Origin of the sequence: Chromobacterium aquaticum, assembly GCF_021129195.1 — a bacterium.
GTDB lineage: Bacteria > Pseudomonadota > Gammaproteobacteria > Burkholderiales > Chromobacteriaceae > Chromobacterium > Chromobacterium aquaticum.
In genome coordinates this window covers 1-25,779 of record NZ_JAJOHW010000061.1, presented here as the reverse complement: position 1 = coordinate 25,779, position 25,779 = coordinate 1, and the positions used below count along the sequence as shown (strand labels likewise).

At 64.5% G+C, this 25,779-nt stretch carries 24 protein-coding genes; 11 read left to right on the top strand and 13 right to left on the bottom strand.

Going from position 1 to position 25,779, the window contains the following annotated elements; all coding sequences use genetic code 11:
• Window positions 1–3 precede the first annotated feature (3 nt).
• Window positions 4–342, top strand: coding sequence for a darcynin family protein (locus tag LQT98_RS10065; RefSeq protein WP_231462208.1), 339 nt, complete (start codon window positions 4–6; stop codon window positions 340–342).
• A gap of 138 nt (window positions 343–480) precedes the next feature.
• Here LQT98_RS10065 and LQT98_RS10060 read toward each other — a convergent pair whose 3' ends face one another.
• On the bottom strand, window positions 481–705 hold the full coding sequence (locus LQT98_RS10060) for a hypothetical protein (RefSeq protein ID WP_048410074.1): 225 nt from the start codon (window positions 703–705) through the stop codon (window positions 481–483).
• A 230-nt stretch (window positions 706–935) separates the two neighbouring features.
• Between LQT98_RS10060 and tcdA the strand changes: the two genes are divergently transcribed.
• Entirely contained in the window at window positions 936–1,736 is an 801-nt protein-coding gene (tcdA, locus tag LQT98_RS10055; RefSeq protein WP_231462207.1) for a tRNA cyclic N6-threonylcarbamoyladenosine(37) synthase TcdA, read from the top strand.
• Window positions 1,737–1,757: 21 nt separating this feature from the next.
• Here the strand turns inward: tcdA and LQT98_RS10050 are convergent, their stop codons facing one another.
• The 9 genes from LQT98_RS10050 to LQT98_RS10010 all read right to left on the bottom strand — a co-directional run bounded on the left by LQT98_RS10050 (window position 1,758) and on the right by LQT98_RS10010 (window position 10,640).
• Complete coding sequence (locus LQT98_RS10050) at window positions 1,758–2,411, bottom strand: hypothetical protein (RefSeq protein ID WP_048410072.1); 654 nt, start codon at window positions 2,409–2,411, stop codon at window positions 1,758–1,760.
• Window positions 2,408–2,734: a type II toxin-antitoxin system prevent-host-death family antitoxin gene (locus tag LQT98_RS10045; RefSeq protein ID WP_231462206.1), complete on the bottom strand. Its 327-nt coding sequence runs from the start codon at window positions 2,732–2,734 to the stop codon at window positions 2,408–2,410. Before LQT98_RS10045 ends, LQT98_RS10050 begins: the two co-directional genes overlap by 4 nt.
• A 333-nt stretch (window positions 2,735–3,067) precedes the next feature.
• Window positions 3,068–3,811: a M48 family metallopeptidase gene (locus LQT98_RS10040; protein WP_082151036.1), complete on the bottom strand. Its 744-nt coding sequence runs from the start codon at window positions 3,809–3,811 to the stop codon at window positions 3,068–3,070.
• Between the two features lie 212 nt (window positions 3,812–4,023).
• Window positions 4,024–4,815, bottom strand: a complete 792-nt coding sequence (locus LQT98_RS10035; protein WP_231462204.1) for a CDP-diacylglycerol diphosphatase — start codon at window positions 4,813–4,815, stop codon at window positions 4,024–4,026.
• Window positions 4,816–4,918: 103 nt separating this feature from the next.
• The gene (oppF, locus tag LQT98_RS10030; protein ID WP_231462202.1) at window positions 4,919–5,911 is read right to left on the bottom strand and encodes a murein tripeptide/oligopeptide ABC transporter ATP binding protein OppF; all 993 of its coding nucleotides are present in this window, start codon (window positions 5,909–5,911) and stop codon (window positions 4,919–4,921) included.
• Window positions 5,904–6,905 (bottom strand): ABC transporter ATP-binding protein, encoded by a 1,002-nt coding sequence (locus LQT98_RS10025; RefSeq protein ID WP_048410069.1) that lies wholly within the window; start codon window positions 6,903–6,905, stop codon window positions 5,904–5,906. Before LQT98_RS10025 ends, oppF begins: the two co-directional genes overlap by 8 nt.
• 17 nt (window positions 6,906–6,922) lie before the next feature.
• Window positions 6,923–7,837 (bottom strand): ABC transporter permease subunit, encoded by a 915-nt coding sequence (locus LQT98_RS10020; RefSeq protein WP_048410068.1) that lies wholly within the window; start codon window positions 7,835–7,837, stop codon window positions 6,923–6,925.
• Between the two features lie 25 nt (window positions 7,838–7,862).
• On the bottom strand, window positions 7,863–8,783 hold the full coding sequence (gene oppB / locus LQT98_RS10015; RefSeq protein WP_048410067.1) for an oligopeptide ABC transporter permease OppB: 921 nt from the start codon (window positions 8,781–8,783) through the stop codon (window positions 7,863–7,865).
• 240 nt (window positions 8,784–9,023) lie between these two features.
• Entirely contained in the window at window positions 9,024–10,640 is a 1,617-nt protein-coding gene (locus LQT98_RS10010; RefSeq protein WP_048410066.1) for a peptide ABC transporter substrate-binding protein, read from the bottom strand.
• Window positions 10,641–11,331: 691 nt separating this feature from the next.
• Between LQT98_RS10010 and LQT98_RS10005 the strand changes: the two genes are divergently transcribed.
• Complete coding sequence (locus tag LQT98_RS10005) at window positions 11,332–12,465, top strand: efflux RND transporter periplasmic adaptor subunit (RefSeq protein ID WP_231462200.1); 1,134 nt, start codon at window positions 11,332–11,334, stop codon at window positions 12,463–12,465.
• Window positions 12,465–15,551 carry an efflux RND transporter permease subunit gene (locus LQT98_RS10000; RefSeq protein WP_231462198.1) on the top strand — a complete coding sequence of 1,029 codons (3,087 nt, stop codon included), beginning with the start codon at window positions 12,465–12,467 and terminating at the stop codon, window positions 15,549–15,551. The genes LQT98_RS10005 and LQT98_RS10000 overlap by 1 nt, the downstream gene beginning before the upstream one ends.
• Before the next feature lie 56 nt (window positions 15,552–15,607).
• Here the strand turns inward: LQT98_RS10000 and LQT98_RS09995 are convergent, their stop codons facing one another.
• Together LQT98_RS09995 and LQT98_RS09990 are read right to left on the bottom strand one after the other, a co-directional pair.
• The gene (locus LQT98_RS09995) at window positions 15,608–16,105 is read right to left on the bottom strand and encodes a CNP1-like family protein (protein ID WP_231462197.1); all 498 of its coding nucleotides are present in this window, start codon (window positions 16,103–16,105) and stop codon (window positions 15,608–15,610) included.
• A gap of 16 nt (window positions 16,106–16,121) precedes the next feature.
• Window positions 16,122–16,901: an NRDE family protein gene (locus tag LQT98_RS09990; RefSeq protein ID WP_048410064.1), complete on the bottom strand. Its 780-nt coding sequence runs from the start codon at window positions 16,899–16,901 to the stop codon at window positions 16,122–16,124.
• A gap of 189 nt (window positions 16,902–17,090) precedes the next feature.
• Here LQT98_RS09990 and LQT98_RS09985 point away from each other — a divergent pair, with 189 nt between their 5' ends.
• Together LQT98_RS09985 and pyrC are read left to right on the top strand one after the other, a co-directional pair.
• Window positions 17,091–17,321, top strand: coding sequence for a sulfurtransferase TusA family protein (locus LQT98_RS09985; protein ID WP_043589636.1), 231 nt, complete (start codon window positions 17,091–17,093; stop codon window positions 17,319–17,321).
• A 199-nt stretch (window positions 17,322–17,520) separates the two neighbouring features.
• Window positions 17,521–18,558: a dihydroorotase gene (gene pyrC / locus LQT98_RS09980; protein WP_231462196.1), complete on the top strand. Its 1,038-nt coding sequence runs from the start codon at window positions 17,521–17,523 to the stop codon at window positions 18,556–18,558.
• Window positions 18,559–18,671: 113 nt separating this feature from the next.
• On the opposite strand, the gene LQT98_RS09975 is transcribed toward pyrC, so the two are convergent.
• On the bottom strand, window positions 18,672–19,013 hold the full coding sequence (locus tag LQT98_RS09975; protein WP_231462195.1) for an FKBP-type peptidyl-prolyl cis-trans isomerase: 342 nt from the start codon (window positions 19,011–19,013) through the stop codon (window positions 18,672–18,674).
• Between the two features lie 518 nt (window positions 19,014–19,531).
• On the opposite strand from LQT98_RS09975, the gene LQT98_RS09970 reads away from it, so the two are divergent.
• The 5 genes from LQT98_RS09970 to LQT98_RS09950 all read left to right on the top strand — a co-directional run.
• Window positions 19,532–20,281: a sulfite exporter TauE/SafE family protein gene (locus tag LQT98_RS09970; RefSeq protein WP_231462194.1), complete on the top strand. Its 750-nt coding sequence runs from the start codon at window positions 19,532–19,534 to the stop codon at window positions 20,279–20,281.
• Between the two features lie 245 nt (window positions 20,282–20,526).
• On the top strand, window positions 20,527–22,053 hold the full coding sequence (locus tag LQT98_RS09965) for a 4-hydroxyphenylacetate 3-hydroxylase family protein (RefSeq protein ID WP_231462193.1): 1,527 nt from the start codon (window positions 20,527–20,529) through the stop codon (window positions 22,051–22,053).
• A gap of 23 nt (window positions 22,054–22,076) precedes the next feature.
• Complete coding sequence (locus LQT98_RS09960; RefSeq protein WP_231462192.1) at window positions 22,077–23,123, top strand: aromatic ring-hydroxylating dioxygenase subunit alpha; 1,047 nt, start codon at window positions 22,077–22,079, stop codon at window positions 23,121–23,123.
• A gap of 16 nt (window positions 23,124–23,139) precedes the next feature.
• Window positions 23,140–24,516, top strand: coding sequence for a diaminobutyrate--2-oxoglutarate transaminase family protein (locus tag LQT98_RS09955; RefSeq protein WP_048410058.1), 1,377 nt, complete (start codon window positions 23,140–23,142; stop codon window positions 24,514–24,516).
• Between the two features lie 15 nt (window positions 24,517–24,531).
• A partial coding sequence (locus LQT98_RS09950) for a SidA/IucD/PvdA family monooxygenase (RefSeq protein ID WP_231462191.1) occupies window positions 24,532–25,779 on the top strand: 1,248 nt, incomplete at its 3' end.

Here is a 25,779-nt window from a genome sequence, read left to right as displayed (position 1 = left end):
ATCATGAGCCAAAGCTATGCCTTCTTCGCGCTGCTGCGCGTCCATCCCAACTGGCTGCGTCTGAGCAGGCCCGAGCGCCGGCGCTTCGAAACGGAAACCCTGAAGCCTATCTATGCGCGCTACCCGGCGGTGCGCATGCGTTGGTTCGACGCCGAGGCCTTCACCACCCGCTGCAGCGATATCGCGCTGTTCGAGACCGAATCGATCAAGGACTTCTATTATCTGATCGATGCGCTGCGCGACAGCCGGCTCGTCACCGAACCCTTTTTCGAGTTCGTCGACATCCTGCCGGCGGTGGAGGACGGTTTCCACGACTACGACGCGCATCTGGCCACGGATTGATGGACCGGCCGCTCAAGAACGGCCAATACAAACGGCGACCTTGCGGTCGCCGTGTTGCTGCTGCGGGAGGCCGGGTTATGCCCGGCAAGTCCGGCCCGAAACGGCCGGCGGAGACACTCTCAGATTGTCAGCAGTGGCTTAGTGGATTCGATACGATTGCTTGATCTCGCTTACGCGGCGCTCGGCCTGTTGAACGGTCAGCGGGCTCACGGCCATGTGGGCGCCGCAGTGGCAGCGCAGCACGCTGTCGGGGTGCAGGGACTTGAGATGTTGGCGGAGTTCATGGCCGCATTCCTCGCAGGCGACCACGACGGTGGCGTTGTAATGCTTGTCCAGATCAATATCGAATCTTTGCTGCTTCATGGGAATCTCCCTTGCTGTGACAAAGGCCGGCCGGCCAGAGGAAGCGCAGGAAGCGCTTCATGGCCGACCTGAATTGAAGGATAGCCCCGGCGGTGAAAGGTTCCCAGCAATCAGTCACTTAAGCTGGATTTTTTTGAGCAGGGACAAAGGCCGCGCCGGCGGCGGCGGCACTGGTCAGCGGCCGGAGCTTGCAGTATCCTTCGCCGATTTGAATATTGACGATTGCAGGCATGGACACCCACAACGCTGATCTGGAACGCCGCTTCGGCGGCATCGCCCGTCTCTACGGACCGGAGGCGCTGGCCCGCTTCCAGGCCGCCCACGTCTGCGTGGTCGGCGTCGGCGGCGTCGGCTCCTGGGCGGTGGAGGCGCTGGCGCGCAGCGCCATCGGCAAGCTGACGCTGATCGATCTGGACAATGTGGCCGAATCCAACACCAACCGCCAATTGCCGGCGCTGGACCCCAATTACGGCATGGCCAAGGTCAGCGCGCTGGCCGAGCGCGTGCGCGCGATCAACCCCGTCTGCCAGGTGGTGGAGATCGAGGATTTCGTCACCGAGGACAATCTGGAGCAGATGCTGGGCCAGGGCTACGATTTCATCATCGACTGCATAGACAGCCTGCGCATCAAGACCGCGATGGCGGCCTGGTGCGTGCGCCGCCGCCAGCCTTTCATCGTCTCCGGCGGCGCCGGCGGTCAGACCGATCCGACGCAGATCCGGGTGGCGGACCTGGGCGAGGTCACTTACGATCCACTGCTGTCCAAGCTGCGCTACAACCTGCGCCGCCACCACCAGTTCAGCCGCGAAGCCGGCAAGAAGCTGCACGTTCCGTGCGTGTTCTCCACCGAACAGCTGGTTTATCCGGACACGGCGCAGCAGGCTTGCGACACCGCGGAGGCGCGCGGTCCGCAGGGGCTGTCCTGCGCCGGCTTCGGCGCGGCGATGACGGTGACCGCCAGCTTCGGCCTGGTGGCGGTGGCGCAGGCCTTGAAGCACTTGGCCAAGCCGCCCAAAGCCCAGCGCGGCTGACGCTGCGCAGGCCGGGAGACCTCACGACAGCGACAATTCAATAGCCGCTTGCACGATGGGCCTGGCCCAGACCGGAGTGGCGGCCAAGGCGGCAAGATCGTCCACCCCAGGAAACACCATCCGGCCATTGACGGTTTCCAACACCAGCACCGGGTCTGGAATCTCCTGCCCCGGCGCCGCTTCAGCACTATTGTCGAATACTTGCAGCCGGGCCAGCCGCGGCAACAGGCTAATCAGATTAAGGCGCGAGCTGACCCAGCGCTCGTGAATCTTGTGCTCCGGGATATCGTGGCCGCCATGGGCGACACGCAAGCCTACCCGCGCAATGTGTCGTTCCGGCGAGTCCAGGCCGCAAAACAGCATCATGACATTGTGACTGCCAGCCGCTGCGGCAAGCATGTCCGCCATGGTCCGGCCTCCCAGCGTGGTCTCGAACGCAAAGTTGCCGCCCTCGCGAATGGCGGCCGCCAGGCGGGACCGGCCGTATTCCCATGCCTGCCCATTGGCCTTGTCCGGGTCCAAACCCAGTTGTCTGACCAGTTCGCGCGCATAACTGTCCGGGTTGTACCAGGACAAGCCATGCTCGGCCAGCAAGCTGCCACCCACCGAACTCTTGCCTGCGCCGTTCACGCCGGCAAGCACCAGGATGAAGGGACGCGCGGCGGCGGCGCTCAAAACGCGTCGCCGGCCTTGGGCCGCGAACCTAACTGACCCTGGGCGCCAAACAGACTATCGACGTTCTGTGCCGAGCCCGCTTGTTGCAATTGGGCCAAGCGAGCGTCGAAACGCTGATTCAGCGCGTCCAACGCCGCTTGCTCGCGCTGCTTCAGCGCCTGAACAGCATTTTCCAGCCGTCGGTAAGTGGCGGCGTCCAGCAACACCATCTCCACGGTCGAATGGTTGGTAACAGCCACGCTACCCTGTTGATGAACCAGGCGCACAACCTCCCCCCATTTGTTTTTGACCTGGGAGGCATTCTGACGCGGCAAGGCGTCCAAGCTGGGCAATTCCGTAATCATCGCAGTCCCGCCGAGAAAATAATGACGATAAGGCAATAATAGCCCTAATCTGAAAAAATATCTCTTTTAGCCATTTTAGCCAATAATCTATGGCTAACACGCTCAAAGCAACCATTCACGATCTCGCGAGCTAAGGCGAGACCGGGTGGAAACGAGCGAAAAAGCGGAATGTACACGTGGTACATGAGCATTTTGAGCTCGTACTCACCGTGCGACGGCTCGCGACGCGCGGCAAGTTTTGGACAGCGGCTGGCGCGGCCATGAAAAAAGCACCGCCATGGCGGTGCTTTTTCATTTGCGGGCGGATGCCGCTTACATGCTCTGGATCTGCTTTTCCAGTTTCACGGCGCGGTCGCCAGGAGCCGGGTGGCTGCCCAGCAGGCTGCTGTCGTTGCCGTACAGCTCCGCCAGCTTGCGCAGCGCGGCCGGGCCGCCTTGCACATTGTAGTTGTGGCGCTTCAGGAAGCCCACGGAGTAAGCGTCGGCATCGCTTTCCTGCGATTGGGAGAACTGCGCGTTCACCACGGCTTCGGCGAAACCGCCCAGCTCGGACTCGGACAGGTTGGCGGCCACGGCGTTGCCGCTGCCGGCGGCGCCTTTGCGCGCGGCGGAGGTGGCGTAAGCCAGCTGCATCGCCTTCTTGGTGTGGCCCAGTTTCACGTGGCCGATTTCATGGCCGATGACGAAGCGCACTTCGTCGTCGTTCATCTTGTCCATCAGGCCGCTGTACACGCGCACGGTGCCGTCGGCCATCGCGAAGGCGTTGACTTCCTTGGTCAGGTAAACCTTGAAGTTCAGCTTGGTGCCGTCTTCGCTGTCCAGACCCTTGACCATCTTGGTCAGGCGCTTGGAGTAGGCGTTGGAGGCCGGGGCCACTTTGTTCTGCTTGTCCATCACCACGCGGGACTCGGCGGCCATGGCCTTGACGTCGGCGTCGCTGAGGGTGGCGGATTTCACCAGGTCGGTGCCGGCGCTGATCATGGAGCCCAGATCGAAAGCGTGTACCGGAGCGGCGAAGCAGGCAGCAGCCAGGGCTGTCAGAGCGAATTTTTTCATTCTGTTTGTCTCTTTTATTTAAAAGCAGACGGATGCTATCTGCTTTGTCCGCACTTGAAAAGCGATTGGCATAATTGCCCCACCACCTTGATTTAAGCCACTCGCGCATCGAGACCGGCAAACCCTTGCCGCCACAAGGTTTCTACCAGAACTATCCCCTCATCGGGCCAAGCTGGCTTGTCGCGGCAGCGCAACGTGACAGTGGAAATCTGTCAGTTAACGGCCGCCGGCGCGCGCAGCTGCGGGCAGGCGTGATCTTGCAGTTCTTCCACCGAGCCGCGGTTGGCGCCGATCAGGCTGGCGCGACTGCTGAGCAGGATGAAGCCGTCGCGGCCATCGGCCAGCCGCGTCGCCACCAAAGCCAGGCCATAGCGCCCCATCTCCAGGCCAGCCTCCGGCAGGCCCGCCGCCAGCGCCTTGAACGGATCCACTTCCGGCCCGCCGCCGGCATTCGCCGCCAGCGTGCGCGCCCAGTAAGCATGGCCCTGCAGCTCCACCGGCAATTCGCGCCACTCTGGGCCCAAGCTGTCCTTCAGGTCTTCCAGTTGCTGGCGCACGGTGGCGTCGGTGCAGGAGATGTGGATGTGCAGCTGGTTCTGGGTGCGCCCGTACTGGGAGTTGACGGTCAGCGACAGCAATTCGCGCGGAATCGCCTGACCGTAGCGCTGCTCCAGAAAGCGGCGCGCGCGCCAGGCCGCGCCCCAGTAATCCGGCGCGCGCTCGTTCAGCAGTTCCGGGCTTTCGATGCCGCTGACGCGGGCGGTGGGAATCAGCAGGTATTGCAGCCAGCCGTTGCGGTCCTTCAACACCGCGCTGCCGCCGGCTTCGCCGCCTCCCAGGTCCACTTCGGCGCAGGGCGCCGGCTGGCCGCTGGCTTGCTGATTGGGCAGGCATTGCCGGCTGACGATATTCCACAGCGCGTCGGAATCGGCCCACAGCAGCGCCGAGTACCCCAAGGCCAGCGCGGCCAGCAGGCCGGTGGCGATTTTGAGCGTGTTCTTCATGTTCGAATGTATGGTTAGGCCGCTCCGCCACTATAGCGAAGGCCGGGCCCGGAGATGAAAAAACCGCCCATGAAGGGCGGTCTTGCATCGGGCTCGCGCTTGCTCAGACCAGCAGGCAGGAGGTCTGACTCTGCTCGCTGACATGGTGCAGCCGCGTGGTCTCTTGCGCGCAGCGCGCTTCCGCCTGCGGGCAGCGGGTACGGAACACGCAGCCGGACGGCGGATTGATCGGGCTGGGCAGGTCGCCTTGCAGGATCTGGATCACCTTGTTCTTTTCCAGCTTCGGGTCCGGGATGGGGATGGCCGACAATAGCGCGCGGGTATACGGATGCGACGGCGCGTCGTACAGCGCGTACTTTTCCGCCAGTTCCATTTCGCGGCCCAGATACATCACCAGGATGCGGTCGGAGATGTGCTTGACCACGGCCAGGTCGTGGGCGATGAAGATCAGCGCCAGCCCCATTTCGCGCTGCAATTCCTTCAGCAGGTTGATGATCTGCGCCTGGATGGACACGTCCAGCGCCGATACCGGCTCGTCGCAGATGATGAGCTTGGGCTCCAGGATCAACGCGCGGGCGATGCCGATGCGCTGACACTGGCCGCCGGAGAACTCGTGCGGATAGCGGTTGATCATCTGCTCGCGCAGGCCCACCTTGGCCATCATCGCCTTGACGCGGCGCATCACCTCTTCCGGCCCCAGTTCCGGCTTGTGCACGCGCAGCGGCTCGCCGATGATCTGCGCCACCGTCATCCGCGGATTGAGCGAGGCCAGCGGGTCCTGGAAGATCATCTGGATGTCCTTGCGCACCGCCAGCCAGTCCTTGTCGCTGCCCTTGCGCAAATCCTTGCCCATCCACACGATTTCGCCTGCGGTGGCCGGGATCAGGTTGAGGATGGCGCGGCTGAGCGTGGATTTGCCGCAGCCGGATTCGCCCACCACGCCCAGGGTTTCGCCGGCGTAGAGGTCGAAGCTGACGCCGTCCACCGCCTTCAGCGTTTTCTTGGGGCTCCACGGCCAGCTGTCGCCGCCCTTGACCTGGAAGTGCACTTTGACATCGCGCACCGAAAGAATGGCCTGTTTGGCTTGTTCAGACATGGGCCACCTCCTGGGCTGCTTGCGCCAGCTCGGCGGCCGGCTTGTGACAGGCGCGTATCACCTGCGGGTTGTGGCTGCTGGCCTGCAGCGGCGGCAGTTCTTGCGCGCAGCGCTCCAGGCTGTGGGTGCAGCGCTCCGAGAACGGGCAGCCCTTGGGCATGTGCGCCATATTGGGCGGGTTGCCGGGAATGCTGACCAGCTCGCTGCCGTCATGGTCCAGCCGCGGCAGCGCGCCCAGCAGGCCTATGGTGTAGGGGTGGCTGGGGTGGTAGAAGATGCTGTCGGCGTCGCCGTATTCCATCACCCGGCCGCCGTACATCACCATCACTTTTTCGCACAGGCCGGCCACCACGCCCAAGTCGTGGGTGATCATGATGATGGAGGTGCCGAAGTCGCGCTGCAGGTCTTTCAGCAGCGTCAGGATCTGCGCCTGCACCGTCACGTCCAGCGCGGTGGTGGGTTCGTCGGCGATCAGCACTTCCGGTTCGCACAGCAGCGCCATCGCGATCATCACACGCTGGCGCATGCCGCCGGAGAACTCATGCGGATACATGCCGACGCGGCGCGCCGCCTCCGGAATGCGCACCGCGTCCAGCAATTCGATCGCGCGCTTCTTGGCTTCGCGCCGGCTGATGCCCTTGTGCAGTTCCAGCACTTCGGTCATCTGCCGCTCCACCGTCAGATAGGGGTTCAGCGAGGTCATCGGGTCCTGGAAGATCATGGACACGCGGTCGCCGCGGATGGCGTTCAACTCGCTCGCGCCCATGGTCAGCAGGTCTTTGCCGTGGAACAGCACTTCACCGCTGGCGCTGCCGTTGCGGGCCAGCAGGCCCATGATGGACAGCACGGTCTGGCTCTTGCCGGAGCCGGACTCGCCGACGATGCCCAGGGTCTGGCCCTTGCCCAGTTCGAAGCTGACGCCGTTGACGGCGTTGACCATGCCGTCGTTGGTCTGGAACCGAACCCCGAGATTATTGACTTTCAAGATGCTCATAATGATCTACCTCGGGCTCATCGATCTTTCGGGTCCAGCGCGTCGCGCAGGCCGTCGCCGATATAGTTGGCGCAGTACAGGGTCAGCGACAACATGCCGGCGGGGAACAGCAATTGCCAGGGCTGGCTTTCCATGGTCTTGGTGCCGTCGCCGATCAGCACGCCCCAGCTGGTCATAGGCTCTTGCACGCCCAGGCCCAGGAAGGACAGCACCGATTCGGTCAGGATCACGCCCGGCACCGTCACCGTAGTGTAGATCACCACGATGCCCAGCAGATTGGGCACGATGTGGCGGGCGATGATGGTGGAGGTGGACACGCCGATGGCGCGCGCCGCTTCCACGTATTCCTTGGACTTGATCGACAGCGTCTGGCCGCGCACCACGCGCGCCATGTCCATCCAGCCCAGGATGGTGATGGTCAGCACCACCAGATAGAACTCGCGGCCCAGCAGGGTCACCATCAGGATGGCGATCAGCAGATAGGGCACCGCGTACATCATGTCGACGACGCGCATCATCAGGTTGTCGATCTTGCCGCCGAGGAAGCCGGCGCTGGCGCCCCACAGCACGCCGATGATCACCGCGGCGATGGTGGCCAGCGCGCCGACCATCAACGAGATGCGGCCGCCGATCAGGGTGCGCACCAGCAAGTCGCGGCCCAGGTCGTCGGTGCCGAACCAGTGCATGCCCTGCCAGGTGGGCGCCAGGCTGATGGCGTCCCAGTCGGTGTCGTCATAGGTATGGGGCGACAACATCGGCCCAAAGATACAGGCCAGCACGATCAGCGACAGGATGATCAGGCTGACCACGGCCGCGCGGTTGCGGAAAAAGCGGATGCGCGCGTCGCGCCACGGGCTGCGGCCTTCTACGGCGGCGTCGTCCAGGCGGGTCTCCAGCGCGATCGCCGCTTGCTTCTGTTTGCTTCTCAACATGGGAAATCCTTCGCGGTCACGCGCGTCAATAGCGAATCTTGGGATCGAGGAAGGCGTAAGCCAGGTCGACCAGCAGATTGAGCACCACGGCGATCACCGTCACCAGCACCACCAGGCCCAGCACCAGCGTGTAGTCGCGGTTGGCCGCGCCGTTGACGATGAGCTTGCCCAGGCCGGGCAGCGAGAAGATGGACTCGGTGACCACGGCGGAGGTGATCGAGGAAATGGTCAGCGGCCCCAGCAACGTCACCACCGGCATCAGCGCCGGCTTGAGCGCGTGGCGGACGATGATGGTGCGCATCGGCAGGCCCTTGGCGCGGGCGGTGCGGATGAAGTTGCTGCCCAGCACCTCGATCAGGCTGCCGCGCATCACCCGGCCTATGGTGGCCACGTTGATGAAGGTCAGCAGCGCCACCGGCAGGATCATGTAGCGCGGATCGAAATCGTTCCAGCCGCCGGACGGCAGCCAGTGCAGGGTGACGGCGAAGATCAGCACCAGCACCGGCCCGATGATGAAGGACGGAAAGGCGCTGCCCATATTGCTGATCAGCATCACCAGGTAATCCACCGCGCTGTTCTGGCGCAGCGCGGCGATGATGCCCAGCACCACGCCTATCACCAGCGAAATCAGAATGGCGCTGCCGCCTATCGCCGCCGACACCGGCAGCGCCTCGGCCACCAGATCGTTGACGCTCCAGTCCGAATAACGGAAGGAAGCGCCCAGATCGCCTTGCAGCAGGCTCTTCAGGTAATACAGGTATTGCTGCCACAGGGGCAGGTCGAGATGGTATTTGGCCTGTAGGTTGGCCAACACCGCCTCGGAAACTTTGCGCTCCCCGTCAAAGGGGCCGCCGGGGGTCATGTGCAGCAGCAGATAACAGACGGTGATGACGGCCAACACGGTTGGGATCGTCAACAGCACGCGTCGCAAGGTATAGGACCACATTGCAAGATACTCCGACTCGCCGCGTTCCGCCGCGCGCCGCCGGCGCGATGCGCGGGCGGCGGACGGAGCAACGGCGATTGACACCGATAGTCACGGGCGGGCGGCGCCGTCTGCGACGGCCGCCCGCTCAACACACCGGGGTTGCCCCCGTCTCCTGATCAAGGCCGAGCGCGCGTGCCGGCGCGCCCCCTATCCCGCATGGGGACTGGAGGCGTGCAGGCGTCGGCGCGGGGCCGGCGATCAATGCTGGATGATGTAGAGATCCTTGCTGCGGTAACGATCCACCGGATTCTTCAGCGAGTAGCCGCCCACATACGGTTTCACCAGGCGCGGCAGCGTGTACTGCAGCACCGGGATCATCGGGTAGTCGTCCATCACCAGCTTGGTGGCCTGGGTCAGCAACTGGGTGCGCTTGGCCGGATCGGTGCTTTCATTGCCCTGCTTGATCAACTCATCCGCTTTCTTGTTGCAGTTGAAGTTGTCGTTCTGGGTGTTGCCGCACTGAACCAGCGCCAGGAAGGTGGTGGCGTCGTTATAGTCGGCCAGCCAGCCATTGCGCGCCACCTGGTAGTCGCCGTCGTGACGTTTTTTCAGGAATACCTTGAACTCCATGTTTTCCATGGAGGTGTTGAAGCCCAGCTTGCTCTTCCACTCGGAGGCCACGAAGATGGCCATCTTCTTGTGGTAGTCGCTGGTGTTGTAGGACAGCTTGAGCGTGGTGCCCGGCTTGACGCCGGCTTGGGCCAGCAGCTTCTTGGCCTCGTCCACGCGCTTGGCCATCGGCCATTGCGCCCAGTCGTAGCTGGTCGGCAGGCCGCCGTGCACGCCCTTGACCATCACGCTGTAGGACGGCAGCTGGCCGTCGCCGGTGATCTTCTTGGTCATCAGATCGCGATCGATCACCATGGACAGCGCCTTGCGCACGCGCACATCCTTCAGCAGCGGGTCCCGGTTGTTCAGGCTGTAGTAGCGCAGGCCGAGGATGGTGGAGGTTTTCAGATCCTTGGGCATGGAGCTCTTGAGCTTGTCGAAGCTGCCCGGCGGGATCTCGTAGGTCATGTCGGTCTGGCCGGACTGGAACAGCTTCTGGTCGGCGTTCTGATCTTCGATCGGCAGGAAGCTGACGCGGGTCAGCTGCACATTCTTGGCGTTCCAGTACTGCGCGTTCTTCTCGATCACCACCTTGCTGTTGACTTGCCAGTCTTTCAGCACGAAGGGACCGTTGCTGACCATCTTGCCCGGCTTGACCCAGTCCTTGCCGAACTTGTCGATCACCGCCTTGGGCGCCGGGCCCAGCTGGGCATTGGACATCAGCTCAGGCAGGTAGGACACCGGGAAGGCGGTGTCCACTTGCACGGTGTACTTGTCCAGCGCCTTGACGCCGATGGCGGTGACCGGCTTCTTGCCGGCGACGATGGCCTCGCCATTCAGGAAGAAGATGCCGAAGGTGCCGGCATAGGGAGCGGCCAGCTTCGGGTCCACCAGGCGGCGGATGCCGTAGACGAAATCGTCGGCGGTGACGCCGCTGCCGTCGGACCATTTCGCGTTCTTGCGCAGCTTGAACACCCAGGTGGTCGGCGCGGTCTGTTTCCAGGACTCGGCCACGCCCGGCTGCAGCTTGCCTTCGTTGTCGGTGGCGGTCAGGCCTTCGAACAGGTCATGAGTGATGATGTTGGCCGGCACGCCTTCCACCACCATCGGGTCCAGCGACTCCGGCTCGGAGCCGTTGGAGCGCACCAGTTCCTGCTTGGCGGCCAGCTTGGTGCCGGCGGGCAACACGGCGGCCAGCGCAGCGCCGGATGTCAGGGCCAGCGTGACCGCGGCCGCGATTGTCTGTAGCGATTTCTTATCTGCCATCTCGCCTACTCTCCTATGTATTGTCTATCCCGTCGACTATCGCGGGATGATCAGAATCTTCACTCGATTGTATCCAGAGTGGTTGGCGGCCATTATGCGCTGAGGATTTTGAATACTTCAAGTGCTAAGCACGGCGCTGCGGCGAGCGATTTAACGTTTTCGTCGCAAATTGATTATCCAAGCCTATATTTGCTGTGGCAGCACTATGATTTCACAATGTTTTTTGTCCGACACCATCAAGCCATTCCATAACTTATTGCCTGTCATAAGTAATGCTCATGCCCGTGGATATCAGCCTATACAATTACAACAAGGGAATATCTGTTTTTTCTTATTTTTATTAAAACAAGATTTTCCAAAATCATTAACGCTTTAGCGCTTGGCGAAAGCCGGACTGCTTGAGTAAGCTCGGCCTCACGCATGCCGCAAGCCCGTTTTCCGGCCCGCCGTCCGGCGCGCCGCCCAGGCGCCCCTTGATCTGCAAGCCCTGGCGGGCGATACCATTATTCAAGCGCGGACAAGGATAGCCACCCGGCCAATGGAAGACAGCGCTCGCGGCGGCGAGGCATGCGTTCCCGCCCCAGTCCGCCCGGCACGGCGTAGACGCGGGGCTTGAACGGCCAATCGGGTTTCGATGGGACGACACCTGGTATCCACGGCGGGCAGCGCCCGCCCCAAAGCGAGAACAACAATGAAGAAAAGAGTCGTTGCAGCCACCGTTGCGGGCCTGCTGATCGCGGCCGGCGCCGCCGGCGTTTACGGCCTCAAGAACACGGACGGCGGCGCCGGCCAGCGCGCCAAGCCGCCGATTGCCGTTGGCATGGCCAAGGTGGCCACCGAGGACTTGCCGATAGAGCTGTCCGCCACCGGTAATGTCACCGCCATTGAAAAAGTGGAAGTGAAACCGCAGGTTTCCGGCGTGGTGGCCAAGGTCCACGTCAAGGAAGGCCAGCAGGTGGCGCCGGGCCAACTCTTGTTCACGCTGGACACCGCCGCCGAGACCGCGCAGCTGAAGAAAGCCCAGGCACAGCTGCTCAGCGACCAGGCCCAATTAAAGAATGCCGAGCGCGACCTGGCGCGCAGCCGCGATTTGCTGGTCAAGAACTTCGTGTCGCAAAGCGTGGTGGACGCCAATCAATCCAAGATGGACGCGCTCAGCGCCACCGTCGCCGCCGACCGCGCCCAGGTGGACGCGGCGCGGGTGGCGCTGGACTACAAGACGCTGCGGGCGTCGATAGGCGGACGCATCGGCGTGATCGGCGTTTATCCCGGCACCCTGGTGCAACCGGGCATGGCCACGGCGATGCTGACCATTACCCGCACCCACCCGATCACCGCCACCTTCACCCTGCCGGAACGCAATCTTGGCGCGGTGCGCAACGCCCAGGCCGCCGGCACGCTGCTGGTGCGCGCAACGCTGCCGGACAGCGGCGACAGCGTGGACGGCAAACTGGTATTCATCGACAGCGCGGTGGACAGCGCCAACGGCACGCTGACGCTGAAAGCCGAGTTCGCCAACCAGGACGGCAAGCTGTGGCCGGGCCAGTTCGTCAACGTCGCGCTGGACGCCGGACGCTATCAACAGGCCACCACCATCCCGGTGGCGGCGCTGCTGACCGGACCGGAAGGCAAGTTCAGCTACACGGTGCAGGCTGACGGCGGCGTCAAGCGCGTGCCGGTGGAACTGCTGGCCATCCATAAGGAAAAAGCCATCGTCAAAGGCCTGAGCGCCGGCGACACCGTGGTATCCAACGGCGGCCTCAATCTGCGCCCCGGCGACAAAGTGCGCGCGGCCAAGGCCGGCCAGGCCAGCGGAGGCCAGTGATGCACATTTCCGAGCTCTGCATCCGCCGTCCGGTGATGACGGTGCTGCTGTGTCTGTCCCTGGTGGTGGCCGGCCTGATCGCCTATCAAAAGCTGCCCATCGCCGCGCTGCCCAGCTTCGACACCCCCACCATCAATGTCTCCGCCAGCCTGCCGGGCGCCAGCCCGGACAGCATGGCCTCCTCGGTGGCCGCGCCGTTGGAAAAGCAGTTTTCCACCATTCCCGGCATCGCGGTGATCAGCTCCTCCAGCACCCTGGGCAGCACCTCGATCACGCTGGAATTCGACAACGACCGCAATATCGACCTGGCGGCGGTGGACGTGCAGGCGGCGCTGCTGCGCGCGCAGCGTTCGCTGCCGACGGAAATGACCTCCACCCCGTCCTACCGCAAGGTCAACCCGGCGGATTCGCCGGTGCTGCTGTTGGCGCTCAATTCGCCGGCGATGTCGCTGTCCGATCTCAACGACTACGCCGAGAACTGGCTGTCGCCCAATATCGCCACCCTCAAGGGCGTGGCCCAGGTCAACATCTTCGGCCAGAAGCGCTTCGCGGTGCGGATCAAGGCCGATCCGGGCAAGCTGGCCTCGCGCAATCTGACGCTGGACGATGTCGCCGCCAGCATCCGCGCCGCCAACGCCAACACCCCGGTGGGCACGCTGGAGGGCAAATCGCAGCTGATGACGGTGGAAGCCAACCGCCAGCTGCAAAACGCCGCCCAGTTCGCCAACCTGGTCATCGCCAGCCGCAACGGCCTGCCGGTGAGGCTGTCCGACGTGGCCGCGGTGGAAGACAGCGTGGAAAACCTCAAGACCGGCAGTTGGGTCAACGGCGAGCGCTCCATCGTGCTGGCGGTGATGCGCCAGAGCGACGCCAACACCGTGGCGGTGGTGGACGCCATCCGCAAGGAGCTGCCGCAATTGCAGGCGCAGTTGCCCGGCTCGGTGCGGCTGAACCTGCTCAACGACCGCTCGCAGTCCATCCGCGAAGCCATTCACGACGTCAAGCTGACCCTGCTGCTCACCATCGCGCTGGTGATCATGGTGATCTTCATGTTCCTGCAGCGCATGGCGGCCACGCTGATTCCGGCGCTGTCGCTGCCGATCTCGCTGATCGGCACCATAGGCCTGATGTACTGGCTGGGCTACAGCCTGGACAATATCTCGCTGCTGGGCATCACGCTGGCGGTGGGCCTGGTGGTGGACGACGCCATCGTGGTGCTGGAAAACATCGTCCGCTACATCGAGGAAGGGCTGTCGCCGATGGAAGCGGCGCTGCGCGGCTCGCGCGAGATCGGCTTCACCATCGTGTCCATCTCCCTGTCGCTGGTGGCCATCTTCATCCCCATCTTCTTCATGCAGGGCGTGATCGGCCTGCTGTTCCACGAATTCGCCGTGGTGGTGTCGCTGGCGGTGCTGGTGTCGGCGGCGGTGTCGCTGACGCTGATCCCGCTGCTGTCCTCGCGCTTCCTGGCGGCGAACGCCGTTGGCCACCAGGCGCAGCGCGGCCGCGTGGCCACCGTGCTGGAAGGCGGTTTCGACGCGGTGCTGAACGGCTACCGCCGCACGCTGGACCTGGCGCTCAAGCATCGCCGGCTGACCCTGGCCGCGGCGCTGTCCACCTTTGCGCTGACCGCGCTGATGTTCAGCGCCATCCCCAAGGGCTTCTTCCCCACCGAGGACACCGGCCAGATCATGGCCAGCACCGAGGCGGCGCAGGACGTGTCCTTCGACGCCATGCTCAAGCTGCAGCAGCGCGCCGCCCAGATCGTGCAGGCCAATCCCAACGTCGCCTTCGTCACCTCCTCGCTGTCCGGCGGCAACACCGGCCGCATGTTCATCCAGCTCAAGCCGCGCGGCGAGCGCGCCAAGCTGGACCCGACCATGGAAAGCCTGCGTCGCGACCTGCGCGCGGTGCCCGGTTTCAGCGTCTATCTGAACCCGACGCAGAACCTGCGCCTGGGCGGCCGCCAAAGCAAGAGCCGCTATCAATACACCCTGCAGGGCATACAGGCGGAAAGCCTGAACGCCTGGTCCGACAAGCTGCAGCAAGGCATGCAGGCCGACCCGATCTTCCGCGACGTCACCAGCGACTCCCAGCTCAAGGGCCTGCAAGCCAAGCTGAACATAGACCGCGACAAGGCCAATCTGCTGGGCGTGGACATCCAGAGCATACGCAGCGCCTTGTACAGCGCCTTCGGCGAGCGGCAGATCTCCACCATCTACACCGCCAGCGACAACTACCAGGTGATCCTGCAGGCGGACGATCCGTTCAAGATCAACGAGTTCGACTTCTCGCGCCTGCGCGTGCGCGCCGCCGACGGCCAATTGGTACCGCTGTCCAGCATCGCCGCGGTGGAACGCACCGTCGGTCCGATCTCGGTCAACCACCAGGGCCAGCTGCAGGCGGTGACGCTGTCCTTCAACCTGGCGCCCGGCATCCCGCTAAGCCAGGCCGATCAACACCTGCGCCAGCTCAAGGAGCGCATCGCGCTGCCGCCGTCCATCGCCACCAGCTATAGCGGCGACGCCGCGGCCTTCGAGGAAACCCAGGGCAGCCAGATCCTGCTGCTGGGCATCGCGGTGGCGGTGATCTACGTGCTGCTGGGGGTGCTGTACGAAAGCTACATCCACCCGCTGACGATTCTGTCCGGCCTGCCCTCGGCCGCCATCGGCGCGCTGGGCACGCTGATGCTGTTCGGCCAGGAGCTGACCATCATCGCCAGCATCGGCATCCTGATGCTGATCGGCATCGTCAAGAAGAACGCCATCATGATGATAGATTTCGCGCTGGAAGCGCAGCGCAAGCAGGGCATGACGCCGGAGCAGGCCATTCACGCCGCCTGCCTGCTGCGCTTCCGGCCCATCATGATGACCACGCTGGCGGCGCTGATGGGCGCGCTGCCGATCGCGCTGGGCCTGGGCGCCGGCGCCGAGCTGCGCCAGCCGCTGGGCCTGGCGGTGGTGGGCGGCCTGATCTTCTCCCAGGTGATCACCCTCTACATCACCCCGGTGCTCTATCTGTACTTCGACGCGCTGGCGCAACGCCACGCGGCCTGGCGGGAAAGACGGCGCGCGCTGCGCGCCTGACGCGACAAGGCCCGCGCCGGAGTCCGGCGCGGGCCTTTCAGTTTTCAAACAGCAACTCAGCCCTGGCGCAAGCGCTTCAGCGCCTCCTCGGCGTCGCGCGGCGCGCGCCGATCCGGGCAGGCCAGCTCGCGCAGCGTGCGGCGCAGCTTGTCGTCGCGTTCTATCTTGCGCCACACCGCCTTGGTGGAGCGGATCCAGTTTTTATCGATGCTGTTGCCGAAGGCGTAAGCGCGGTAGCTGCCCTCATTGCACAACAGGCCCTCGAAACTCAGATTCTCGCCGCCCGCCGGGCTCTTCACCCGCACGATCATGCGCACCACGCCGTCCTCGCCCGCGCTCAGGGTCTTGGCGTCGACGAAATACTGATTGACCTGCAGATTGTCGGTGCTGACCGCAATCCAATCCGGCTGCGCCGGATACGGCGGCAACTGGTAATCGCCCTCCTGCCACGGCACTTCCGGCGCGAAATCGATGTTCTTCTTGATCTTGTTGTCGGCCAGCGCCGGCTGCGCGGCGCAGAGGGCCAGCGCGATGATGGCGGCAAAAGTCTTCAAATCTCTAACTCCTCGTTCAACGCGCCGGGGCCGCGCTAGGCTGGCCCGGACGCAAGGTGAAACGGCGGCGGCCGGTTTCCCTGCCGGCCAAGCCCCAACTCAATTCCGAAAACTGCATATCGCCGCGCGCCGACACCGTCAGCAGCATGGACGCGCGGGTGCCGTAGTCGCGGCCCTTGATGAAGATGGGCGACAGCACCCGCTCCAACGCGGAGCCGATGCGGGTATTGGGCAACTGCCCCAGCGGCGCCGGCGTGGCGTCGGACAGCGCGGTGAATGCCTGCTCGTCGCTGGGCACGCGCTGAAACTCGCGCAGATACTCCGCCAGCCGCTCGCTCTTGAACCACGGCGTGTCCAGCGTGGCGTTGGACAGCGTATGAATGCCCGGCGTCACCCGCGCGATCTGCCCGCCGCGGCTGTGAAAATGAAACAGGTCCGAGGCGTAGCCGAACAAGAGGTTGAACGGCGCGTAGCGGCCTTGCTCGGCGCGCAGCCAGTCGGCGAAGGCGAATGGGTCCTCGTCGCCGCTGACGAAACGCTCCACCAGCTCGCCGCGCGAACGCTCCGCCTTGACCGGATGGCCGTCGCGGATATTGGTCACTGCGGCGATGCGGCCGCGGCCGTCCACCATCAGCCAGCTGCCGCCGGACTCGGCGTCGCGCCCGCCCAGGGTATTGGGGTATTGCGGCCACCAATCCAGCGGCTCGGCCGGGCGCGCATAGTATTCATCGCGGTTGGCCAGCAACACCAGCTGGCCCAATCCGGGGGTCTTGTAGGCAAAAGCGATCACGCACATGATAAAGGCCGATTTGAGAATGGCTTGGCGACTCGCGTAAACTTAGGGTCTAGGGAGCAGCCGCGGACAGTTCCGACCAGGCCTGTATTCCGCTCAAGGTCCGCCGCGCGTCGGCGATGCGGCCTTGAACGAGAGCCAAGCGGCCGGGCTTCCCTCCATTGTAACTGATAAGGCTGAGGAAGCCGGACCATGAATTTCGACAAGACCATAGACCTCTCCGGCCTCAACTGCCCGTTGCCCATCCTGCGCGCCAAGAAGGCGCTGGCGGAAATGGACAGCGGCGCGGTGCTGGAGGTGATCGCCACCGATCCCGGCGCGCCCAAGGATTTCGAAGCCTTCTGCCGCCAGACCGGCAACGCGTTGTTGACCTCGGACACCACCGCGGAAGGCAAATTCCGCATGGTGCTGAAACGGAAATAATTTCGATGGCTCGGAATCTGTTTACCCGCTCGCGAGCAAAGGCGAGACCAGGCGAAAGCGGCTGAAGAAGCGGAATGTGCATAGCGTACATCAGCATTCTGAAGACGTACTCGCCGTGTCGCTTCTCACGACGCGCAGCGGCTTGTAAACAGGTTCTTTTGGGCCGCCGCCTTTTTCATCGCTACCCGCAGGCAAGACCATGACGCAAACCCTGACCCTGATCCGCCCCGACGACTGGCATCTGCACCTGCGCGATGGCGCGGCGCTGGCCGCCGTATTGCCCGACACCTGTCGCCAGATGGGCCGCGCCATCATCATGCCCAACCTCAAGCCGCCGGTGACCACCGTGGACGCCGCCGCCGCCTACCGCGAGCGCATCCTGGCCGCGCGCCCGGCCGGCAGCCGCTTCGAGCCGCTGATGACGCTGTACCTGACCGACAACACCTCGCCGGCGGAAATCCGCAAGGCCAAGGCCAGCGGCTTCGTCCACGCGGTCAAGCTCTACCCGGCCGGCGCCACCACCAATTCCGACTTCGGCGTGTCCGATGTCAACAAGGCGCTGCCGGCGCTGGAAGCCATGGCCGAGGCCGGGCTGCCGCTGCTGGTGCACGGCGAAGTCACCGATCCGGCCATCGACGTGTTCGACCGCGAGGCGGTGTTCATCGAACAAGTGTTCCAGCCCTTGCTGGCCAAGCTGCCGACGCTGCGCGTGGTGTTCGAACACATCACCACCCGCGACGCCGCCGAATACGTGGCCGCCGCGCCGGACAACGTCGCCGCCACCATCACCGCCCACCACCTGCTGATGAACCGCAACGCGCTGTTCACCGGCGGCATCCGCCCGCACCACTACTGCCTGCCGGTGCTCAAGCGCGAGCTGCACCGCCAGGCGCTGCTCAAGGCCGCCACCAGCGGTTCCGCCAAGTTCTTCCTCGGCACCGACAGCGCGCCGCACGCGCGCCACGCCAAGGAGAGCAGCTGCGGCTGCGCCGGCATGTACACCGCCAACGCCGCCATCGAGCTGTACGCCGAGGCCTTCGAGGCCGCAGGCGCGCTGGACCAGCTGGAAGCCTTCGCCAGCCTCAACGGCCCGGCCTTCTACCGCCTGCCGGTCAACCAGGAGCGGGTGACCCTGGCCAGGCAGGCGTGGACGGTGCCGGACACGCTGCCCTACGACGGCGACGCGCTGGTGCCGCTGCGCGCCGGCGAGAGCATTGCCTGGAAGCTGCTGGACTAAGAAGCTGTTTACGATCTGCTGTGCGTCGGCGATACGGCGTTGAAAACAGGCTCTAAAGAGCAATGGCGAACAACACCCGGTCCCAGCGCCGGTCTGTTGTTCGCCGCGCCGCCTCAATCGTCGCGGGTCAGCACTTCCAGCAGCTCGATCTCGAACAGGAGATTGGAATTGGGCTTGATCAGCGCGCCGATCTGGCGCTCGCCGTAAGCCAGGCGCGCCGGCACGTACAGCCGGCGCTTGCCGCCCACTTTCATGCCCATCAGGCCCTGGTCCCAGCCCTTGATCACGCGGCCGGTGCCGATCACGCACTGGAACGGCCGGCCCTTGGCGTGGGATGAATCGAACTCGGTGCCATCCTCCAGCCAGCCGGTGTACTGGGTGGTGATCAGCGCGCCGCGCACCGCCTCCTTGCCCTCGCCCGTCACCAGATCGGTGATTTGCAGTTCATCGCTCATATTGGCGTCCTCGCATCAGTCATGCGGCGGATGATAGCCAAGTCCCCGCCCAGCGGCGAGTCCAGCGCCATCCACCAGCATTGCCGCCGCCCCCGGCTCAGCCCGCTACATTTTGCTATCCCTCGCTATTTGATTTATCCAAATCAGGATATTTGCAACTGGGATACCATCACAAAAATGCAATATCAATACTACAACAACGAACTTTCTCATTTGACATACATCACGCCAAATCAGTAGGATGCAAACACTTAAAACGTGTTTACGATCTAGCGAGCTAAGGCGAGACAAGGCGAAAACGGTTGAAGAAGCGGAATGTACAGGTGGTACATGAGCATTCTGAAAGCGTTTTCAACGCCCTTGTCTAACTATTCCGCCGACGCGCAGCAGATCGTAAACAGGTTTTTTTAAGAACGGCTGAGTCATACCAAAATAGCCGTCGGAGAAATAGCAAGCACCGTCAGGCCAACACCCACCGCGTTTGCTGGAGTGTGGTCCGCGAGTCAGGAGAACCCCTTATGTTGCTGGATTTGCCATGGCAGGACCTGGCCGCCATTTTCTCGGCCATCGCCATCGCCTACGTGATTTTCGGCGTGGCCGGCTTCGGCACCGCCCTGGTCTCCAGCCCGGTGCTGGCCATCTTCATCCCGGTGGCCAAGATCGTGCCGCTGCTGGCGCTGATGGATATGTTCGCCGCGCTCAGCAACATCCTGCGCGACGGCCGCAAGGCCGACGTGGGCGAATTGAAGCGGCTGCTGCCGCTGATGGTGGCCGGCAGCCTGATCGGCGCCGCCATCCTGCTGAAAACCCGGCCGGACGTGCTGCTGCTGGCGCTAGGCGTGTTCGTGGTGGCGTATTCGCTGTACTCGCTCAGCGGCCTCAGCCCCAAGCGGCAGTTCCAGCCGCGCGCGGCGGTGCCCTTCGGCCTGATCGGCGGCGTGTTCAGCGCCTTGTTCGGCAGCGGCGGCTTCATCTACGCCATCTATCTGTCCGGCCGCATCGAACAGAAAGAACATCTGCGCATCACCCAGACCACGCTGATAGGCCTGAGCACCCTGACCCGGGTGATCCTGTTCGCGCTGGCCGGCGTCTATATGGACACCTCCATCCTGCTGCTGGCGCTGCTGCTGGCGCCGGCGATGCTGTGCGGGGTGTTCGCCGGCCGTCACATCACCCTGCGCCTGACGCGCGAGCAATTCATTCGGGTGATCAATACCGTGGTGCTGTTTTCCGGCATCGTCTTGCTCAGCCGCTACTTCAGCCACTGATTCATCCGTTTCAGAGCGGCTGACAGAACGCCTGATGCGGCATGGCGCCGGCGCGCCTTGCCTCAGCCGTAACACTGACTTTTGTTAGCCACTCTCTGGGATATTCCCGCGGCGCCCGCCCCATGCCGGCCGCGCCGCTGGGCCCCGCTGCGCCTTGGATTCAATCATTCCGCAACGGACGGCCGTGCCGGCCGTTGCAGATGCTTTTGTTTGCTGCTCTTGAATCAAACCACGAGGAGTGCCAAGTGAACCCTGCTGCAAAAAATGAAATGATGACGCCGGAAGAGTATCTGGCCAGTCTCAACGATGGCCGCGAGGTGTATATCTACGGCCAGAAAGTGGACAGCGTCACCCGACATCCGGCCTTCCGCAACAGCGCCCATTCGATGTCGCGGCTGTACGCGGCGCTGCACCACCCGGACAGTCAGGAACTGATGACCGACATCGATCCGGAAGGCTATCGCACCCACCGCTATTTCATGCCCAGCCGTTCCTGTGAGGACTTGCTCAAGGCCCGCGACGCCATCGCCCACTGGTCACGGCTGAGCTACGGCTTCATGGGCCGCACCCCGGATTACAAGGCCGGCTTCACCGCCACGCTGAAATCCGATCCCCATCTGTACGCGCCCTTTCACGACAATGCGCTGAGCTGGTACCGCCAGAGCGCGCGCAAGGTGCTGTTCCTCAACCATGTGCTGGTGAACCCGCCGGTGGGCCGCGCCCGCGCCGTCGCCGACATGCGCGACATCTATCTGCACGTGGAAAAGGAAACCGACGCCGGCATCATCGTGCGCGGCGCCAAGATGGTGGCCACCAGCGCGGCCATCTCCAACGCCACCTTCGTCGCCCAGAACAGCGCGGTGCAATATCAGACCGGCCGCGAGGAAGACTTCGCGCTGTGCTTCATCCTGCCGATGAACGCGCCCAATCTCAAGATCATCTGCCGCCGCTCCTACGAGGCCGCGGCGCTCAGCCCCTTCGACAACCCGCTGTCCAGCCGCTTCGACGAAAACGACTCGGTGCTGATTTTCGACGGCGTGTTCGTGCCCTGGGAAAACGTGCTGATCTACCGCGACATCGAGCGCGCGCGCAGCTTCTATTCCGCCTCCGGCTTCCTCAACCGCTATCCGCTGCAATCCGGCACCCGGCTGGCGGTGAAGATGGACTTCATCTGCGGCCTGCTGGCCAAGGTGCTGGAATCCAACGGCAGCGACGGCTTCCGCGGCGTGCGCACCCGGCTGGCCGACATCGTGGCGCTGCGCAATCTGATGTGGTCGCTGACCGAATCGCTGTGCCACAACCCGGAACCACGCCAGGACGGCTCGGTGGTGCCGCGGCTGGAAGCCGCCGCCACGGTGCGCTATTTCGGCACCCAGATGATGTCCCAGCTCAAACCGGTGTTCAACACCATACTCGGCGGCTCGCCCATCATGCAGGTGTCCAGCTGGCTGGACCTGCGCAACCCGGACATCAATGAACTGATCGGCTGTTATTTCCAGGGCACCGACCAGGAAGCGGTGGACCGGCTCAAGCTGATCAAGCTGCTGTGGGACGCGCTGGGCAGCGAATTCGGCGGCCGCCACGAGCTGTACGAGCACAACTACGCCGGCAACAACGAGCAAGTGCGGCTGGACATGCTGCGCCACTGCGAGAGCAGCGGCGTGCTGGAACAGTGCCGCTCGCTGGTGGACGAGTGCATGTCCGATTACACCCTGGACGGCTGGGCGCGTCCGGGCTGGCAGTTCGACGGCGCTTGCCGCGACCGCGCTTGAACCGGACCGGAAAGGAGGCAAGCATGCTGTATGCAGGCAAGTGGGACCGCGCCGGGCTGGATTACCAGGCGCTGAAAAAGCAATGGCACGTGGTGGCGCGCGGCGAGGAAGTCAGCGCCGAACAACCCAAGGCGGTGCGGCTGCTGGGCGAAGAACTGGTGCTGTGGCGCGACGGCAGCGGCCAGATCCACGCGTGGAAGGACTATTGCGGCCATCGCGGCGCCAAGCTGTCGCTGGGCTGCGTCAAAAAGGGCGAGATCGAATGCCCGTACCACGGCTGGCGCTTCGACGCCGGCGGCCAGTGCACGCGCGTGCCGGCCCACCCGGACCAGGCCACGCCGTCGTCGGCGCGGCTGATCTTCCGCCACCACGCGGCCGAACGCTATGGCCTGATCTGGGTCAGCCTGGACGCGCCGCAGCGGCCGCTGCCGGTGTTTCCGGAATGGGAGGACGACAGCTTCCGCAAAGTGTTCGCCGGCCCCTACCGCTATATGGGCAATGCCTTGCGCTCGGTGGAAAACTTCCTCGACGCCTCGCACTTCCCCTTCGTCCACGCCAATCTCAACGGCGACCCGGACGCGCCGGAACCGCTGCCTGACTACCAGGTGTTCAAGGACGAACACGGGCTGCGAACCTCGGAAATCTCGGTGTTCCAGCCCTATGGCGACCACCGCGGCATCCCGGTCACCGCGCGCTACACCTATTCGGTGTTCAACCCCACCACCGCCTACTTCGTCAAGAAGACCGGCGACACCGAACGCTTCTGCACCTTCCTCAACGCCACCCCGGTGGACGAGGCCGAATGCGTGATCTGGCTGATCGTCGCCATTAACTTCGGCGCCGACTTGAGCGAGGAAAAAATCCTCTATCGCCAGGACATGGTGTTCGAGCAAGACCGGCTGATCGTGGAATCGCAGCGCCCGGCGCGGCTGCCGCTGGACCTCCAGCAGGAAATGCATGTGCGCAGCGACCGGCTGGGCATCGAATACCGGCGCTGGATCAAGGAGCTGGGCCTGGCCGCCGCCGGCCAAGACCATGTGGAGCCGCGCGCCGCGGCGTTGATGAGCTGAGCAGGGGAAGCAAACGATGAATGCATCGATAGAACAGCGCCGCCTGCAACTGGCCGAGCGCGAATCCAACGCCCGCACCTACGCGCGCGGCATAGACCGCGTGATCAGCCGCGGCGAACTGGCCCGCGTCTACGACAGCGACGGCCGCGAATATCTGGACTGCCTGGCCTGCGCCGGCGCGCTGCCGCTGGGGCACAACCACCCCTTCGTCCAACAGCGGGTGGCCGATTTCCTGCAATCCGGCCAGCTGCAGCAGGCGCTGGACATCGCCACCCCGGCCAAGCTCGCCTTCGTCGAACAGCTGTACCAGGCGCTGCCGGCCGGCTTCGCCGAACACGCCAAGGTGCAGTTCTGCGGCCCGTCCGGCTCCGACGCGGTGGAAGCCGCGCTCAAGCTGTTCAAGACCGCCACCGGGCGCCGCTCGGTGCTAGCCTTCCAGGGCGCCTATCACGGCATGACCATGGGCGCGCTGGGCATGATGGGCAATCTGGGGCCCAAGCAGCACATCAGCGGCTATCCGGCGGAAATCCAGTTCCTGCCGTTTCCCTACGCCTACCGCAGCCCCTTCGGCGCCGACGCCGCCGACAGCGAGCGCCTGTCGCTGGCCTATCTGGAAAACCTGCTGTCCGATCCGGAAAGCGGCGTCAACAAGCCGGCCATGCTGCTGGTGGAGCCGATCCAGGGCGAAGGCGGCTGCATCCCGGCCAGCGCGGAATGGCTGCGCGGCCTGCGCGAAATCACCGCCCGCCACGACGTGCCGCTGGTGATGGACGAAGTGCAGACCGGCTTTGGCCGCAGCGGCGACATGTTCGCCCATGAATGGGCCGGCATCGTGCCGGACGCGGTGATCCTGTCCAAGGCGGTGGGCGGCGGCTACCCGCTGGCCTTGGTGGCCTACCACCAGAAATACGACCGCTGGGCGCCCGGCGCCCACGCCGGCACCTTCCGCGGCAACCAGATCGCCTTGGTCAGCGGCGCGGCCACGCTGGAATACCTGCGCCGGCCCGGCGTGCTGGAACAAGTGCGGGAAGTGGGCCAGCTGCTGCGCCAGCGCCTGCAGGCGCTGCAAGCGCGCTTCTCCTGCATCGGCGAGGTGCGCGGCCGCGGCCTGATGCTGGGCGTGGAACTGATAGACCCCAACGGCGCGCCGGACGCGCTGGGCCACCCGCCGGCCAACGGCGTGCTGGCCAAGGCGCTGAAACGCGCCTGTCTGGAACACGGCCTGATCCTGGAGAGCGGCGGCCGCCATGGCGCGGTGATGCGGCTGCTGCCGCCGCTGATCATCAGCGCCGACGACGCGGAAGACATCGTCCGCCGTTTTGAAACCGCGCTGGCCAGCCTGTGGCCCGCCGCCCCGGCCGCCGCCTCCGCGCATGCGGCCATGGCACTCTGAACCTGGAGCGACAGCATGACCCACACCGTACACGACATCATCGGCATCGGCTTCGGCCCCGCCAATATCGCGCTGGCCATCGCGCTGGAAGAACTGGCGCCGCAGCTGTCCGTGCGCTTCCTGGAGCGGCGTCCCTCCGCCGCCTGGCAGCCCGGCATGCTGCTGGAAGGCTCGGACATCCAGAACCACCCGCTGCGCGACCTGGTCACCCCGCGCAATCCGCGCAGCCGCTACAGCTTCACCAACTTCCTGCACGAGCACAACCGGCTCTACGAGCACCTGAACCTGCCGCTGCACTACCCGCTGCGGCTGGAATACGCGCAATACGTCAGCTGGGTCGCCGGCTGCTTCCAGCACCAGGTGGAATACCAGCGCGAAGTCATCGACATCCTGCCGGTCAACGACAGCGACGGCTCGCTCAACCATTACCGCGTGCTCTGCGCCGACGGCCGCGAATACCTGGCGCTGAGCGTGGTGCTGGCGCCGGGCCGCACCCCCAATATCCCGGAACCGTTCCAGCGCGCGCCGGACCCGCGCGTGGTCCATCTCAACCACTACCTGCCGGCGCTGGAACGGCTCAAGGCCAAGGGCGGCGGCCGGGTGGCGGTGATAGGCGGCAGCCAGAGCGCGGTGGAAATCCTGCTGCACGCCAGCGCCGAGCCGGCGCTGACGCGGGTGGTGGGCGTCACCCGCAACTTCGGCTACCGCCAGAAAGACACCAGCCCCTTCTCCGACGAGGTCTACTTCCCCGCCTTCGTCGACACCTTCTTCGCCGCCAGCCCGGAACACAAGGCCAGGCTGCGCCAGGAACTGGTGTTCACCAATTACTCGGCCGCCGACATCGACGTGCTCAACCAGCTCTACGTCAAGCAATACGCCAACCGCCTGCAAGACAAGGACAGCCTGGCCCTGCTCACCTGCATGGAGACCGAGGCCTGCGAACCGGGCGCCGACGGCGTGACGCTGCGCTTGCGCCACTTCCTGGGCGGAGCAGCCGTCAGCGAAACCGTGGACCTGGTGGTGCTGGCCACCGGCTTCCTCGACCTGGGCCGCGGCCCCAAGCGCGAACCCTGGCCGCGGGTGCTGGAAACGCTGTCGCCGCAGCTGTGCGCCGAGCGCGACACCGTGGAGATCGCGCAGGACTACCGCGTGCGGCTGCAAGGCGCGGCCGACCACGGCGCGCCGCTGTACCTGAACGGCCTGTGCGAATCCTCCCACGGCATGGGCGACGCCGGCTCCTTCAGCCTGCTGGCGCTGCGCTCG